The 16,513-nt window shown below is 49.4% G+C and carries 14 protein-coding genes and 1 tRNA gene; 12 read left to right on the plus strand and 3 right to left on the minus strand.

Annotated elements, in window-relative coordinates; translation table 11 throughout:
• Positions 1–4 precede the first annotated feature (4 nt).
• The gene (locus tag BUA93_RS10260; RefSeq protein WP_139257980.1) at positions 5–685 is read left to right on the plus strand and encodes an exodeoxyribonuclease X C-terminal domain-containing protein; all 681 of its coding nucleotides are present in this window, start codon (positions 5–7) and stop codon (positions 683–685) included.
• A 103-nt stretch (positions 686–788) separates the two neighbouring features.
• Here the strand turns inward: BUA93_RS10260 and BUA93_RS10265 are convergent, their stop codons facing one another.
• Entirely contained in the window at positions 789–1,049 is a 261-nt protein-coding gene (locus BUA93_RS10265) for a hypothetical protein (RefSeq protein ID WP_139257982.1), read from the minus strand.
• Positions 1,050–1,161: 112 nt separating this feature from the next.
• Here BUA93_RS10265 and BUA93_RS10270 point away from each other — a divergent pair, with 112 nt between their 5' ends.
• The 11 genes from BUA93_RS10270 to BUA93_RS10320 all read left to right on the plus strand — a co-directional run bounded on the left by BUA93_RS10270 (position 1,162) and on the right by BUA93_RS10320 (position 15,859).
• Positions 1,162–1,965: a hypothetical protein gene (locus BUA93_RS10270; RefSeq protein ID WP_072979089.1), complete on the plus strand. Its 804-nt coding sequence runs from the start codon at positions 1,162–1,164 to the stop codon at positions 1,963–1,965.
• A gap of 212 nt (positions 1,966–2,177) precedes the next feature.
• Positions 2,178–3,032, plus strand: coding sequence for a hypothetical protein (locus BUA93_RS10275; protein ID WP_072979091.1), 855 nt, complete (start codon positions 2,178–2,180; stop codon positions 3,030–3,032).
• Positions 3,033–3,079: 47 nt separating this feature from the next.
• Positions 3,080–3,439, plus strand: coding sequence for a biotin/lipoyl-containing protein (locus tag BUA93_RS10280; protein WP_072979093.1), 360 nt, complete (start codon positions 3,080–3,082; stop codon positions 3,437–3,439).
• Positions 3,440–3,452: 13 nt separating this feature from the next.
• Complete coding sequence (locus tag BUA93_RS10285; protein ID WP_072979095.1) at positions 3,453–4,613, plus strand: sodium ion-translocating decarboxylase subunit beta; 1,161 nt, start codon at positions 3,453–3,455, stop codon at positions 4,611–4,613.
• Between the two features lie 193 nt (positions 4,614–4,806).
• The gene (locus BUA93_RS10290) at positions 4,807–6,165 is read left to right on the plus strand and encodes an FISUMP domain-containing protein (RefSeq protein WP_072979097.1); all 1,359 of its coding nucleotides are present in this window, start codon (positions 4,807–4,809) and stop codon (positions 6,163–6,165) included.
• Between the two features lie 215 nt (positions 6,166–6,380).
• A complete protein-coding gene (locus BUA93_RS10295) occupies positions 6,381–7,235 on the plus strand; it encodes a TIGR02147 family protein (protein ID WP_083597387.1) in 855 nt (284 codons plus the stop codon).
• Positions 7,236–7,288: 53 nt separating this feature from the next.
• Complete coding sequence (locus tag BUA93_RS10300) at positions 7,289–8,977, plus strand: FISUMP domain-containing protein (protein WP_072979099.1); 1,689 nt, start codon at positions 7,289–7,291, stop codon at positions 8,975–8,977.
• A gap of 254 nt (positions 8,978–9,231) precedes the next feature.
• Positions 9,232–10,089 carry a TIGR02147 family protein gene (locus BUA93_RS10305; protein ID WP_072979101.1) on the plus strand — a complete coding sequence of 286 codons (858 nt, stop codon included), beginning with the start codon at positions 9,232–9,234 and terminating at the stop codon, positions 10,087–10,089.
• Positions 10,086–12,542 (plus strand): fibrobacter succinogenes major paralogous domain-containing protein, encoded by a 2,457-nt coding sequence (locus BUA93_RS10310; protein WP_254793937.1) that lies wholly within the window; start codon positions 10,086–10,088, stop codon positions 12,540–12,542. The genes BUA93_RS10305 and BUA93_RS10310 overlap by 4 nt, the downstream gene beginning before the upstream one ends.
• Before the next feature lie 25 nt (positions 12,543–12,567).
• The gene (locus BUA93_RS10315) at positions 12,568–12,873 is read left to right on the plus strand and encodes a DUF4423 domain-containing protein (protein ID WP_072979105.1); all 306 of its coding nucleotides are present in this window, start codon (positions 12,568–12,570) and stop codon (positions 12,871–12,873) included.
• Complete coding sequence (locus tag BUA93_RS10320) at positions 12,863–15,859, plus strand: fibrobacter succinogenes major paralogous domain-containing protein (RefSeq protein ID WP_139257984.1); 2,997 nt, start codon at positions 12,863–12,865, stop codon at positions 15,857–15,859. Before BUA93_RS10315 ends, BUA93_RS10320 begins: the two co-directional genes overlap by 11 nt.
• A gap of 54 nt (positions 15,860–15,913) precedes the next feature.
• Here the strand turns inward: BUA93_RS10320 and BUA93_RS10325 are convergent.
• A tRNA-His gene (locus tag BUA93_RS10325) sits at positions 15,914–15,987 on the minus strand.
• Positions 15,988–16,067: 80 nt separating this feature from the next.
• Positions 16,068–16,433: a hypothetical protein gene (locus tag BUA93_RS10330; protein WP_072979109.1), complete on the minus strand. Its 366-nt coding sequence runs from the start codon at positions 16,431–16,433 to the stop codon at positions 16,068–16,070.
• Between the last annotated feature and the right edge of the window lie 80 nt (positions 16,434–16,513).

The raw sequence follows: 16,513 nt of genomic DNA on the forward strand, positions 1-16,513 counted from the left end.
CATTATGGATAAATCCAAGTTCATAAAAACCATCAACCAAAAAGGGTTGCGCAATAGCCTAATCTCTATCTATTACAACATAGGTCGTGCGTTGCCGTTCCGTGCGCAGCGCTTCCCTGATGGTCGTGTTTCTGATTGGTACCGTTCACAGTTTGTAGAAGTTTACCATGTAAAACCCAGTGGTAAAGGTGGGAAATACGGTCATGCCTATGGATTCTACTACAGAAATGGAGAAAGGGCTGATGCTACGGAAAATAATCCCGAGCAAAGTTGGTGCAAAATGAGTGATACCGAGCCGCAGGGGATTCCGTGTGCTGCTTGTGGTTCATGGGTGCTTCTAGACATTCTGGGAGAAGCGACGGCGGAGCCGACAAAAATTTATGGTGTAAACGATGTCTTGGAGGTCGGCAAGCATAAGGGAAAAACTTTGGCCGAAGTTATCCGCTCTGATTGGGGGTGGGTAAAATGGGCTAAAGAAAATGCGGAGCATATCTTTTTTGATATGGATGAAGTGATGGAGGAAAGGAATAAAAGCATTAAGCCCCTTCATCCAGAAGATGTGTTGACCTATGGAAAATATAAAGGGCAAAACATCAAAGAAATCGCAGAGATTGACATGAACTATCTAAGATGGCTTTCTGCGAATAATGATGATTTTGTCTTTGATTTTAAGGAATTGTCGTAATACATTTTGATGCTCAATTCCGCGTTAGGCCTCCAGCCACTTGGCAACTTGTTGTTTAGTGCGCATGGCCACCAAGGTGGGGAACGCCCCCAAAAAGGCGATATTAAACGGTTGGTTTAAAATTGTCCACTAAGGCAGGACCTCGCACCTTTTGAGTCTGTCCACTAAGGCAGGACCACTCGCCTTTTGTTTCTGTCCACTGAGGCAGGACCACGCACTTGTTGCCGATATCTCGACAATAACCAAGATACATTAATTTCCTGAGAAAGTCAATATCGTGTTGCCAGGCCATAGCCTGAATATACATCAAACGGCAAAATCCCGCAATAGGGGTGACTTTCCAACGTATCAATTCTTTTTTCATATCAACTCCATCTGCTTACTGGCGAAAAACAGAAAATTATCAAATCTGTCATTTTATGACAGTTGGATGAATGTACATTTCCTGTATAGGCCCAAAAACACAGGAGGTCCCTATGAGCGTTGTCATTTTGAGATGGAATCCTGAAATTTCAAGCTATGGCATGAACCGTTTCAAAAATGCCATAGAAGAAGCTCGGAATACGCAAAATTATATGCTGAACTGGAGTGTGTGGGAGCACGAAAAGGTTCACTGCGGGGACCGCTTCTTTATGCTCCGTGTCGGCAAGGGGAAAACCGGCGTGGTCATGAGCGGAAGAATCGTGTCCGACCCTTATCATGACGAAGACTGGTCTGGCAAGGGCCGGATGACTTATTATGTGAATATCCAGCCTGATTTCCTGGTGGATACGGAGTGTGGCGCGCATCTCAGCATTCGGGATCTCGAAAAGGCGTTCCCTCGATATGTATGGAAAGAGGGCCATTCGGGGATGGTGCTGAACGACTCTCTCGGGACAAAACTGGAATGGCTGTGGGTCAATTTTCTCTATAACGCTTTTTCGGCCTCTGCGAAAAAGAATTTTGCTTCTAATTTGTGTGAAACAAATACGGAAAGTGTCCCTAAAACATATCATTACAGCATGATAGTGCCTCTTCAACTGGATCTTGTGAAGAAAAGGGGTGCTGCGTGTGAGATCTGCGGCTATGATTACGAAAAGGTTTTTGATTTGGCGTTCCTAAATTACGGTGGTGTCCAGAACATCTATTACTTTTTCCCGAGCAAGCGCCCGGTAAAAAATGTTCGTCAGAACTTCCACTGCATTTGTGCCAACTGCAGAAACATATACAACGACCTCCGCAACGACACAAACGGCGGGGAATTGCTACCCTTTGAAAGCTTGGCTAAATTGAAACGGTAAAATATCATCCTTACAAAAATGTAAACAGATGGTGTCGTAATATGATAATCTGGGGCTTGGAACAATAGTTTGGCCTTTTCTGATTGTTTTTTAGGAAATCTTATACGGGGTGTATTTTTGTGTGTGCCGGATGACGCGGTACAGGCCTTTAACTATATTTTCCCCGCTGATTTTTACAAAACAGAAACCCAAAAGAATGGATTGAATCCAATATGAACGAAACACAGACCAATGCACCCGAAGCTCAGGAAGTGGCTCCCGCCGCAGCCCCGGCCCAGGATGTGCAGCAGCCGGCTCTCGTTGCACCGCAACCTGAAGCAAAGGTGAAGGGCAAGTTCGACGAACAGCTCGGACTCATGCTCCCCTCCGATGCCGCCCAGGTTCAGGCGCAGCTTTCTATGCCGGGTATGAATGACGACATGGTTTACAAGATCGTGGAAAACCACGCTGGTAACCATTCGGTTCTCTATAAGACCTACGATCAGGCAGTTCTTGCACGCGACGTTCGCGATTCTATCGAAAACGCCGGCGGCCACAAGGTGTTGCCCATCGCCAAGGCCAAGCTGGGCTCGACCTACTGCAAGGGCGAATTTTCGACCGAACAGGGCTGTAAGGGCGACTCCGACACCTTCGGTATCGGCTCCCTGATCGAATTCCAGGCAACCGGTCTTATCGTGGTGATGGTGGTTATCGTGGGCCTCACGGTGCTCTGCTACCTCACGAACTTCATCATGGCCAAGCTCGGCCTCAACAAGGACAAGGCTCCGGCACCTGCAGTTAAGGCTGCCCCGGCCGCCGCTCCCGCCGCCGCAGCTCCGGTAACTATCGGTCCTGCCCACTGCGACTGGGATCCGAACGCAAAGAGTGTCCATCCGGGCTTCACCAACAAGCAGCTCCAGGCCTTCCTCGGCATTGCCGCCGTGGCAGCCCTCGAAGAACACCCGGGCATGAGCAACGACCAGTTCCTCGCCCTCGTGACCGCAGCGGCGACCCAGGCTATCGGTCAGCCCTGCCGCGTGACTGCTTACAGAAACATCAACTCTCCTGCTTGGACGATCGTCAAGTAAGGTAAACTTTTAAAACTCAACAGGCTTTTAAGCCAGGAAATATCAAAATGAAGAAAACCGTCCGTATCAGTTTCGAAGGCAAGACCTACGATGTCGAAGTAGAAGTTCTTGATTCCAATGCCGCCGTTGCCGCTGCTCCTGCTGTAGCCCCCGCTGCCGCTCCGGCTCCTGCCGCCGCTCCTGCTGTTGCCGGTGGTACCGAAGTCAAGAGCCCGCTCGCTGGCTCCGTGTTCAAACTGAAGGTCAAGGTCGGCGACACCGTTGCTGCCAACCAGGAAGTGGCTATCATCGAAGCTCTCAAGATGGAAAACCCGGTCGTCGCTCCGTGCGCCGGCACCGTGAACTCCATTGCCGTCAAGGAAACCGACACTGTCGTCGACGGCCAGACTCTCATGACCATCGCCTAAGAGGTACAGATAAATGAGTTCTCTTATAAATTCGGTCGTTGAGTTCGCAGGCGACACCGGATTCGCATACGTCACCCCTTCGATGATCGTGATGTGGATCGTGAGTTTCGTCCTGATGTACTTGGCGATTGTCAAAAAGTATGAGCCGCTGCTGCTCTTGCCGATTTCGCTCGGCGCACTGGCGGTGAACATCCCGAGTGCGGGATTCTACGATGGTGGCTGGAGCATCGAAGGTATGTTTACCCCGACGGCCGGTCTCTATTACTACATCAGCCAGGGTATCCACCTGGAACTCTTCCCGCCCATCATCTTCTTGGGCGTGGGTGCCATGACGGACTTCGGACCGCTTATCGCTAACCCGCGTACACTGCTTCTTGGCGGTGGCGCTCAGTTCGGCGTGTTTGCGACCATGTTCTGCGCCGTGGCTTTCGGTGGCTTTACTCTCGGTGAAGCAGCCTCTATCGGTATCATCGGCGGTGCCGACGGTCCGACCTCCATCTTTACTGCAAACAAACTAGCAAAGCACCTCATCGGACCTATCGCCGTGGCAGCTTACACTTACATGGCTCTCGTTCCGCTGATCCAGCCGCCTATCATGCGCCTCATGACCAACGACAAGGAACGCAAGATCCGTATGAAGGCTCTGCGCAAGGTGTCCAAGGCCGAACGCATCGTGTTTGCCGTGATGGTGATGATCGTGTGCATCCTCGTGGTGCCCGATGCTTCTGCTCTTATCATCATGCTCATGCTCGGTAACATCTTCAAGGAAGCCGGCGTTGTCGAACGCCTGGTGAAGACCTCCTCTAACGAACTCATGAACATCGTGACTATCTTCCTCGGTACTTCCGTGGGTCTCACGATGTCTGCCGACATCTTCCTCCGTCCGCAGACCCTCATGATTATCGCTATGGGTGTGGTGGCCTTCGGTTTCTCGACCGCAGCAGGCCTCTTCCTTGCCAAGATCATGAATAAGTGCACTCCCAACAACCCTGTGAACCCGCTCATCGGTTCCGCCGGCGTGTCCGCCGTGCCGATGGCCGCCCGTGTTTCCCAGGTGGAAGGTGCCAAGTATGACCCGCAGAACTTCCTCTTGATGCACGCTATGGGCCCGAACGTGGCTGGCGTGATCGGTACCGCAGTCTGCGCCGGTTACATGATTTCTCGCTTGAGCTAGTCGCTAATGTGTCATCCTGGAGCAAGGCGAAAGCCGCGCGACGGGATCCATAATCGAATATAAGGAAACCCTCGGCAGTGCGCCGGGGGTTCCTTTTTAATTTGTAGTCCCTAGCTTGGTAGGTGGTCGGCTTTTTTTGTTAAATTTGTATTGAACGCGGTTGGCTTGAAACTGTTTGTTTTTAGGAGGATCTATGAAAAAGTTCTTGTTCGCGTTGCCCCTTGCGATTGGTTTGTGCCTTTCTGCCTGTAGCGAAAGCTCGAGTACGGCGTCGGAAGAATCCGGAGGCGGCTCGGGCGGCTCCTCGGTGAATGGGGGCAAGCTGGTTGCCGGTGCATCTACTATTGTGGACCCGCGTGACGAGCAGGTCTATACCGTCAAGAAAATCGGCGATTTGACCTGGTTCGTGGAACCGTTGCGGTTTGCCGATTCTGTTACCTACAGCTCGATGGCGGGCTATACGGAATGCGATGTGGATAGCGTGAGCGGTAAGGTGCTGGGCTGCGGTTATAGCTGGAAGGCTGCGCTGGAAGGGCGTGAGTATCCTGACGATACCTTGGAACTGGGTATTTGCCCGCCGGGTTGGCACGTCCCCAATATGAGCGAGTTCAATGAACTGAAATCTGCGCTGAAAGAATCTTGCGATACGGCTGGAAAATGCCTGAAGGAAAAGCAGGGCTGGGAACCGGGGGCGTTCTGGACTTCGACGCCTTCTCGCGGGGTTAGCCTCACGACACCGACCGGTGGAACGCGAATCGAAAGCAACGACTACAATGCGGTCTCGTTTGTCCTGTATGCGGAAAAGCCTGCTGGTGGCAGCGATTACCTGTATCCGGTGTTTGCGGGGCGCTCCAGTTTGCTCTATCTGCATTGTGTGCAGGGAAGTGTCGATTCCGTGGCGGAGTTTGAAGCTTATCAAAAGTCGAAGGAAAGCGTGCTGAAGGCCAGGGCTGAAGCTGAAGCCGCCGAGGCGGCCAGGCAGAAAAAGTTGAAGGATGGTGCCAAGGCCTATTTCAATCCGGATTTGCACTACAAGAATTTCGTGGATGCCCGCGACGGTAATGAATACGGGACGATCGTTATCGGACAGCACCGCTGGATGGCCGAGAACCTGCGTTATAATCCGCCTGCCCGCGAAGACGAGAATGTTTCGGTGTGGGTTTATACGAGCGATCGCACCTTTGAAGATTCTCTTCGCGCCGTCGTTATTGGAAGGGCCTACAGCCTGGATCAAATCTCTCCCGATAGCGGTGCCGCCAATCCTTGCCCGTCCGGTTGGCACATTCCCTCGATTACGGAGTGGAATGACCTGTTGAAGGAAACGGAAGCTCCTGGCGACTTGTTGGCGACGAACGGCTTGTGGGAACGCGCCGGCGCGACAAACCGTCTGGGATTCTCTGCAATCGGCACACGATACGACGAAGTGAGTGTGTTTAACGAAACCTGGTTCTGGACGAAGGAAGAAACCAAGTTCGGTTACAGCTGGTTTAGCAACAATTTCCAGGAGGACGATACTGAATATGCCGCCTATATCCGCTGTATCGAGGACTAGCGAACTCCTTTAGCATTTTTTGCGAATGTAATCCCTGCCGTCGGCGGGGATTTCTTTTTTTGTATGGACGATTTGTTTTATACCGCACCTATTTTGTTTTATAGAATCGAAATTTCTTCAATATGAAAATAAATATGGCGAAATTTTCAAAATTTCGCAATTTCTGTTTTTTAGAAAATGTTGCATGGAATGCTTCAAAAATCTATCTTATAGTCATCATGAAATCGGTTGTTGAATACAAGGATTACCGCGAGTACGTACTCGATTACTACCGCGAACGCAAGCGGACCTCGGCGTTTACATGGCGCGAGTTCGCGAAGATTGCGGGTTTCGCATCGGGGTCGTACCTCAAGCTGGTTTGCGACGGCAAGACGCGTCTTCGGGAAGAAGGAGCGAAGAAAACGGCGCTTGCAATGGGGTTGCTCGGCTTCGAGTATGACTACTTTATTTTGATGGTGCGTTACGAAGGCGCGAAGACGGACCGTGAAAAGAAGAAGATTTTTGAAGAAATGCAGGCGCTGAGCGACGCACACCATGTGAAGATTCTCGGAAGCGATCTGTATACATTCTACGAAACATGGAAACATTCCGTGGTGCGTGAACTGGCGGTTGCGATGCCGGGAGCAAAACCGCACGAGATTGCGAAGGCCTGCAGGCCCGCGATTTCTGCGGCCGACGTGAGCGCGAGCCTGAGCTTCCTTATGAAGGCGGGGCTCCTTACGCGCGACATCAAGGGCAATTACCACCAGACGAACCGTTCGCTTACAACGGGGCGCCTGAACGTGGTTGCCGTTGCGGTGCATTCGCTGCTCCGCCAGATGGGCGAGTTCGCGCTGGAGGCTTTGGACAAGTTGCCCATTTCGGAGCGCCACTTCAGTGGAATCACCATGGGCGTGACGAAAGAAAGCTACAAGAAGGTCGTGGAGGAATTTGCGCGGTGCCGCAAGCGCATCGTGTCGATTGTTGCGGACGACAAAAAGATTGAAAAAGTTTGCCGCTTGAATATGCAGCTTTTCCCGCTCACTGAAAATTTAAATTGTGACCCGACTGATTTGGGTAAAGGAGTATAAGATGATTTACTTTTTTAAACGAAAAAAAGACACTGACTTTCTGGGCTCTTGCTTTGACGGCGTTACTCGGCGCCTGCTCCGATATGGAGACCTCTGGCACGAGCGAAGAGGCGGAAGGCGTTGTCGCCATTTCGGATAAGAAAATTGCGGGCGTTTCGCAGAAGGGCCCGTTTGTAAAGGGCTCCGACGTGACGCTCAAGGAAACCTCGAAAAATGGAGATTTCGAACCCACCGGTAGAGAGTTTACTACCAAGACTATCAGCGGCAAGGGCGATTTCAAGTTTGACGGTATCGATTTGGAAAGCCAGTATGTGCTTCTTTCTGTAGAAGGTCGCTACGAGCGAGAATACACGGGTGAAGTTTCTAGCTGCCCGATGCGTCTCGATGCGGTTTCTAACTTGGAAAAGCGTGAAACGGTGAATATCAACCTCTTGACTCATTTTGAATACAAGCGCGTGCTGAATCTGGTCAAGGAGGGCAAGACCTTTGCCGAGGCCAAAAAGCAGGCCGCAAAGGAAGTTCTTGGCGCGTTCGGTGTCAAGATCGATGTTTCTTCTGCAGAAGATTTGAACATCTACAATTCTTCGGATGGCGACAGAACGCTGTACAATATCAGCCGAATTATAGATGAACAGCCTGAATGGAATTATTGGCACGATTGGTATAATGCTGATGACGATATCGATTGCTCCAAATTGCAAGCTTACGTTGATGGATTTGCCGATGACTTTGCCGATGATGGTGTTCTCGCGGATTCGATTATGCAGGATCTCGCCGGAGAGGGTTATAGCTCTGCCAAGGAATGGAGCAACATGATGGATGTCGATGAGGACGATGTCAAGCGAAAGGACGGGGCAAACCCGGGTGAATTAAGCATCCGTTTCTTGAAGAGTGAATACGATTTCGGCATTCTAGTCTTCTTGAATTATATGGATTTGGAACTCTGTACCGCCGACCTTTGGGGCGAATACAGAAAACTCGATAGGGCCATGGTGCTTGACGGCGAACGGATTGAATCGGGCTACTTCCTTTGCAACGGGTATTATTGGGACTTGACGACAAAAGAACATATCGATTCTCTCAAGATACCGGTTGAACATGAATCGGGAACTATGACCGACCCGCGCGATGGGCGTAAGTACCAGACGGTCAGCTTTAATTACGAAGGGAAAAAGTATGAATGGATGGCGGAAGATCTCAAGTATGATTCCAAAGGACTCTATACCTGGACGGATGCTATGCAAATCGATGACAAGTATATGACGGACGTGGTTGAAGATAGCGTGGTTGACGAAGTTCACCAGGGAATCTGCCCCGATGGCTGGCATGTCTCGAGTACCGAGGAATGGGATATCTTGGTGGATTATGTCGGTGACGTTAAAAACCTGCTTAACGAAAACTGGAGGACTTCCGATTTGGACGCGGCCTTTGGAAAAGATTTGATTGGCGTGTTCTACAACAGGTTTGATTTTAACCTTATGCCGATGGATACGGTTTACTTGGAAGTCTATTACCATTCTTACAGGCAGGGCTCTTACCATATAGAGGAACTTGATGAGTTCATGAAAGAGCACTATCAATGGGAACTTGAATATGCTAAGAATGATGAGGAACGCGAAGAAATTGAAAAGTACCTTTCTCCAAGAGCTGTCGGTGACTATTACGTGCAAGTCTCTCCCTACGATTATCGTGTTGAAGAAGAACCTTTGAAAGAAGGCAAGGTGCGTTGCGTCAAGAACTAAAACAAACAAAGTAAAATACATTTGATTCCCTCAAAATTTGGACCCGGCAGTGTTCGGACTGAGGGAAGGTTAGGAAAGAATCCTGCGAAATAGCCTGCAGGGTTCTTTTTTTATGTTCAATTGCATGTTCTCAGAATATGTGTTTATGTTCTAAAATTACTCTATTTTGATAAATTTAGCCAAAAGTTGTAAAATTTCGCTAAAATCGCAATATTTATATCCTAAATTTAGCGAAAGTAGGTATATTTGTACCCATGAAGGAAATCGTTGAATATACGGATTACCGTAAGTATATCCGGGACTACTACGAAGAACGTAAGCGCTGTTCTGTGTTTTCGTGGCAGAAGTTTGCCCAGGATGCCGGATTTTCGTCGGCGGTGTTCCTGCAGTACGTCTGCGAAGGGAAAAAGAATTTGAGCGTCGGCTCGGCGGGCTCGGTGGCAAATGCCATGGGGCTTGTCGGTTTTGAATACGAATATTTTGTCTTGATGGTTTCGTACGCGCATGCAAAGAGCAACGAGGCTAAAAAGGCTGCTTTTGAGGAACGCTGCGCTTTGGCCCATGCCCACAAGGTTCGCGTGCTGGGTGACGAAGAATTCAAGTATTTCAAGTCCTGGAAAAATTCCGTAATCCGTGAGTTGGCGCCGCACATGCCCGGCGCAAAGCCGCTAGAAATGGCGCATGCCTGCAAGCCGAAGATTTCGGCGGCAGAAATTTCCGAAGCGCTCGACTTTTTGGTGAAGGCGAAGCTCCTGAAGAAGGACAGGAGTGGAAACTACCAGCAGACAGACAAAACGATTAAAATGGCGCCTGTGGAGGCCGTGCCGCTGGCGGCTCGCGATTTGCAGCGCCAGATGGGGGAATTTGCCGTCAAGGCAATCGACTTGCCGATTTCGGAGCGCATGATGTCAGGTTATACGCTTGGGCTTACGCGCCGTGCGTACGAACGAATCAAAAAAGAGACTGAAGATTATTTCCGCCGTGTGGTGGCGATTGCAACAGAGGACGATGAAACGGAACAGGTCTACCGCCTGAATGTGCAATTGTTCCCGCTGAGTGAACGACTTGAACCTAAAAACGAGACGATGAATAAAAAGGGAGAAACGAAATGAGGAGAGAGAAGAATCGCAATTTAGGGATGCGCCTGGTGTCGATTTGTGCGCTTGCGTCTATGGCATTCTTGGCTGCATGTTCCAGTTCCGACGACAAGAGTGTTGCAGGCGGCGCTTCGGGAGATGCGGGCGTTGTTGCCGTCAAGGATTTGGACGTGGCAGGTGTTTCGCAGAAGGGCCCGTTCGTGAAGGGCTCTGCGGTGACGGTGCAGGGAATCGACTGCAAGACCATGAATTTCACGGACGAAGTTTTTGAGGGCGAAGTCAAAAACAACATGGGCGAATTTGTTGTAGAAAAAGTGAACTTGTCTACAACCTGTGCTGTTGTTGCAGTGACTGGCGAATATCGCAGCGAAATGACCGGGAAGAAGGTTTCGGATAAATTGACGCTCCGTGCGTTGACGAATCTCAAGGACCGTACGCATGTGAATGTCAACTTGCTTACGAACTTGGAATACGAGCGCGTGATGTACTATGTGGCTGAAAAGGGCAAGACTTTCGACGAGGCGAAGGACTTGGCTGAAACCGAGGTGCTTGCGGCGTTCGGTATGGCGGGCGATACGACCGAGTTTGAAGCTTTGGATATTTTTGGAACGAGCGATGCCGATGCGACTCTCCTTGCCATAAGCGTGCTGATGCAAGGCGATGCCGATGTGAAAACGCTTACGGAACGTATGGATAAATTCAATGAATCCTTTGCAGAAAGCGGCAAGTGGAACGATGATGATACGAAAAAAGCAATTATCGACTGGATTGCAAATGCCGTGGCGAAGGCTGTGATGGATTCCATTCGCAAGAATATGGAAAATTGGGGATTCGCAAACGAAGTTCCCGATTTTGAGACGGCGGTTGATGCGTTTGCCACTAACGTTTCAAAGGAAAAAAATAGCGACAGCGTCAAGACAGATGGGTGGAGCTGGGATGTGCCGAAGGAAGCTCGCTTTAATCCGAATATCAAGTACGACTCGATAATCGACCCGCGCGACAAGCAAGTGTACAAAGTTGTAAAAATCGAAGTGAAGGATAAGAATTATTCACAAGTGTGGATGGCCGAAAACCTGAACTATGCCGATAGCGTCAAGACGCCGAGCTTGAAAGGCCAAAACTGGTGCTACAATAATGATGAGAAAAATTGTAAGGTAAGCGGTCGCTATTACACTTGGGCGGCGGCGATAGACTCTGTGGCTTTGGCAAACGATTTAAAGAATCCGCTGAATTGCGGTTATGGCAAGACATGTGGAATTAATCGCGGAGTGCAGGGAATTTGCCCTGACGGCTGGCATTTGCCGACGCTCCATGAATGGGGATTGTTGAGCGTAGCTCTGGGGAACGCTGGCGTGGCCGGAGATAGCCTCAAGGCGCTGACTGGCTGGGATTACGCCGGAACGGCTGACAATAACGGCGTAGATGCCTATGGATTTGCGGCGCTTCCGACCGGAAGGATGGTTTCTACATCTAGCTGGAGCAATGTTGGTTCTAATGTTTATTATTGGAGTTCCGAAGAGGATGGTACGTATGAAGCGCGATATTCGAATATAAACAACATTTATACTAAATTTTATTTGTTCCAAGGTTCAAAAAAATATGGACAGAGTGTACGTTGCATCAAGGGTGATCCTTCGACTGCAGCGATTAAATCTTCTTCAAGTTCTAGTGTTGACGACGCAAAGTCTAGCAGCAACTCTGTGGAGTCTTCAAGTTCTGAAGCATCTTCCTCGTCACAGTCGAGTAGCAGCGAGACAAGTGTGTCCAGCAGTTCTGTAGAGTCTTCTAGTTCTTCGGATGGTTTTGATTGGAGCTTGCCGAAAGAAGCTTACTTGAATCCAGACATTGAATACGATTCCATCGTCGATTCTCGTGATGGCAAGGTTTATAAAACAGTGAAGATTGGCGACCAGACTTGGATGGCCGAGAACTTAAACTTTGACCCTGGTCAGGGTGGTTCTGGCGATGCAAAATACGATTGGTCTTGGTGCAGGAACTGCGAAGTGATTGGCTACCTGTACACTTGGGCGGCGGCTATAGACTCGGTGAAGTTGGCGAACGATGCCGAAAACCCGCAGGATTGCGGCTATGGCAAGGGATGTGGTCTTACCGGCAAACTTCAGGGGATTTGCCCCGCTGGCTGGCACCTGCCTAGCAAAGCGGAATGGCAGGTTTTGTTCGATGCTGTGGGCGGTCGATCGACTGCGGGCGAGGTTCTTAAGTCGCAGACCGGTTGGTATGGTAATGGCAACGGTACGGACGCTTTCGGGTTCTCCGCGTTGCCCGCCGGCGACAAGAGCAACAATGGTTACTTCTACCACGCAGGCGACATCGCTTACTTCTGGAGTGCTACTGGGAACAGTGACCACTTCGCCTACCTTATGTACTTGGGCTACGGCTACAAGTATGCGGACCTGTACGACGACAACAAAAACTACGGATATTCCGTCCGCTGCGTGAAGGACTAGTTTCAAGAGTTCTCGATATCGATGGGTGCCCGTAGATGCCGTGCCCGTGGCTGCCCGCAATCTGCAACGCCAAATGGGCGAGCTTGGGGTAAAGGCGCTGAGCCTGCCTCTTGCGGAACGCGATATGTCGGGGATTACCATGGGACTTACGCGGCGTTCCTACGAACGTATTAAGAAGGAATTGGCCGCTTGCCGCCGCCGCATTGTGGCGATCGCATCCGAAGATGACGAAACAGAACAGGTGTATCGCCTGAACTTGCAGCTGTTCCCGGTGAGTGAACGGTTGAATGATAAAAAGGGTTTTAAAGGAGAAGAAAAAGATGAAAAATAACTTGTATAAAATGATGCAGGGCGGTATTGTTTCCGTTGTGTCATTTGCGGCTGCCTTTATGGTGGCATGTTCCAGCTCAGACGACAAGGGCGTTGCCGGCGGTATTTCGGAAGACGCGGGAATCATCGCGGACTTGAACGTGGCTGGCGTGGCGCAGAAGGGACCGTTCGTGAAGGGCTCTGCCGTGACGGTACAGGGCATTGACTGTAAGACGATGGAGCGGACGGGTGAAAGATTCGAAGGCGAAGTCGATAATGATAAAGGTGAATTTGTTGTTGATAGTGTTACTTTGTCGTCTACATGTGCCGTGTTCGAAGTCTCGGGATATTATCTCAATGAACTTACCGGGAAAAAGTCCTCGGAAATGCTGACGCTCCATGCACTGACGAATCTCAAGGACCGCAAAAACGTGAACATCAATGTGCTCACGGAATTGGAATACGAGCGAGTCATGGGCTTAGTGACTGTCGAGAAGAATTCTTTTGCCGATGCTAAAAAGCAAGCTGAAAAAGAAGTTCTCGCTTCGTTTAACATCAAGGGCAATATTGCGAAATCCGAAGACTTGAATATTCTTGAAGCGGGTGATGGCAATGCCGCACTTTTGGCCGTGAGCGTCATGGTGCAGGCTAGTGCAAGTGAAGCAAAAATCGCGGAACGCTTGGATGAGTTTTCAGCCGCAATTTCGCAGAACGGATCGTTGGATAGCGATACTAAAAAAGAAATTGCAAAGTGGGCTACAGATGCTATGGCTAACGGCAAGCTTGATACAATCCGCAAGAATATCGAAAGCTGGAGCTATGCCGATTCTGTGCCTGCGTTTGAAACATACATAAAAGCCGTTGCTGATGGCGACAGCGTTACGTTGAGCAGCAGTTCGTCCGGCACTAAGGCTGGAATGACAAGTAGCAGTATGGATTCTATCGGCTCTTCGAGCCTCCAGAATGACAAATCGTCATCCTCGATTAAGAATCCAAGAACATCCTACTTGAATCCGAATATTAATTACGGCGAAATGACGGACCCGCGCGATGGCCAAGTTTACAAGACAGTAAAAATCGGCGACCAAATTTGGATGGCGCAAAACCTCAACTATGCGGATAGTGTCAAGATGCCGAGCCTGAAGGGAAAAAGCTGGTGCTATGGTAATGATCCTGAAAAATGTGCAATAGGCGGGCGTCTTTATACTTGGGCCGCTGCGATTGATTCTGTGAAACTTGCTACGGATAAGGACGATCCTGTAGATTGCGGTGATGGCAAGTTGTGTGGTCTTATTGGACCCTTGCAAGGTGTTTGCCCGGATGGATGGCTTCTCCCGTCGGAAAAAGAATGGTCCAAAATGAGGTCGGTCGTTGCGGAAGGAGTATCGCAAGAAAAATCAGGTGTTTTATTTAAGACGAAAACGGGCTGGTCAGGAAATGGTAATGGAACGGATGTTGCGGGTTTTTCTGCAATACCGGCAGGATATAGAAATGGATCTTTTGTTAGTTGGGGCTCGGTTGCGTATTTTTGGTCTTCTGCGGAAGATAATGGATATTTAGCTGATTGGGATTATAATCCTGCCATTGCTCACAATAGATCAGTAAATACCACGGATTATTGGAGTATGGGTGGCGTTCGTAAGTCTATGGGGCAATCGGTACGTTGTGTCAAGGGTGAGGTGACCCCGGTATTTTTAGAAAGGGAAGAATCTCCTAAGGATACCTACTTGAATCCCAAAATAAAATATGATTCGATTGTTGATCCTCGTGATGGAAAGGTTTACAAGACCGTGAAAATTGGCGACCATGTGTGGATGGCACAAAACCTGAGCTATAAAACGACAGGGCGTTATTGTTACAAGGATAGCGTAAAATATTGCAATATCTACGGAGGACTTTATACGTGGTCTGCGGCCGTAGGAAATTCCGAGAGTGAATGTAAATCCAAGGAGTCCTGTAAAATACAGGGAATTTGCCCGGATGGCTGGCACATGCCTGACACAACCGAATGGAATAAACTCTATTTATCAGAAGGTGATTCTGGATATGTCTTGCAGGCTAAGGGCTTTAAGAATTGGGCGTTTGCGACAGATGATTATGGATTTTCGGCGCTCCCGGCTGGAAACTGGTTTAATGACGGCTACTATAATTTCGGTTATACTGCTGATTTTTGGATGACAACTAGGAAAAATGGTGGAGAACCTTATTATTGGGATTTGGATTATGATGCTGAAAGAACTGGATTTAAAACGCTGATCAGTTCTCAAATGAGACTTTCTATCCGTTGCCTCAAGGACTATGATGCGGTTGCGCCTAGTTCCAGCAGTTCTGAGTCTTCTAGTTCAGTTGAGGTATTGCCGGCTTGCAAGACGGATGCCGAAGATAACTGCGAATACGGAACTTTAACGGACGCTCGCGACGGTCAGACGTACAAGACTGTGAAAATTGGCGAGCAGTGGTGGATGGCAGAAAATTTGAATTACAACTTTTCTGTGGATGGTTTAGACATACGTAGCTACTGTTACAATGATTCCGCAAAGTATTGCGAAAAGTATGGCGCCCTTTATACCTGGGCGGTGGCGATGGATAGTGCGGGCTTGTGGAGCGATGATGCTAAGGGTTGTGGCTATGAGGCGGAATGTTCTCCGAAACACCCGGTGCAGGGAATTTGCCCTGCCGGATGGCACATGCCCGATACGACGGATTGGGGTGTTTTGAGGGATATTCTTGGAGAAAACGCAGGTATTATGCTTAAATCGCAGACGGCTTGGTATGATGATCCTCAACCAGGAACCGATGCTGTGGGATTTACGGCATTGCCTGGAGGTTTGTGGTACGGTATTCTCTCTGAATATGAACATGAATCGGAGGCCGCCTACTTCTGGAGTACCTCTTCATACAAGAACATTGGTGTTTATTATAAGAGTGTGGGCATTGATTTGCACTATTTGAAGACAGGCCTCGATTATATGAACGGGAGATTGTCTGTCCGATGCCTTAAGAACTAGCTTTAAAAGTACTCCAATCAAAAAAAGACCCCGCTTTCGCGAGGTCTTTTTAAGGGTGGGTGACCGGACTCGAACCGACAACATCCAGAATCACAATCTGGGACTCTAACCAATTGAGCTACACCCACCATGATTGTGAGCCCAAATATAAAAAAGCCACCCCAAATTTCAAGGGTGGCATCCAAATTTTTACGAAAAAGTCGAAATTTTAGTCGTTTTTGAGCTTCGACATGATGCGCAGGAAGTTTGCGCGCTTGAAGTCGTTGCGGTGTTCGTCGCAGAAACGGGGGTAGATGTACTGTTTCGGGAACACGCGGATGGTGAACGTCTCGTTGCAGCCTTCGAGGCAGCACTTGAAGGTGAGGTCCATCGACTCGGTGTAGTTGTGGCGGAAGATGATGTTCTTGGACTCGATGTTGTCCACGTCCTTCTTCTGCTTCTGGCGCTGCTTGATGTCGCGGTGCAATTCGCAGTACTTGGCGATCGGGTGGCCCCAGAATTCGCGGCCGCAGCCGGGTTCCTGACAGACTTTCAGCTTGATACGCTTTTTCTTCTTGTACTTGGGTAATTGCATTGTAAACCTCGGGTTAAGCTAAAAGATAGTAAAAAATCCCCGTTTTGTTCGTACATGGCGCGTCGTAGCTTGCCATAAGT

It is taken from the genome of Fibrobacter sp. UWH4, from assembly GCF_900142475.1.
Classification (GTDB): Bacteria; Fibrobacterota; Fibrobacteria; order Fibrobacterales; family Fibrobacteraceae; genus Fibrobacter.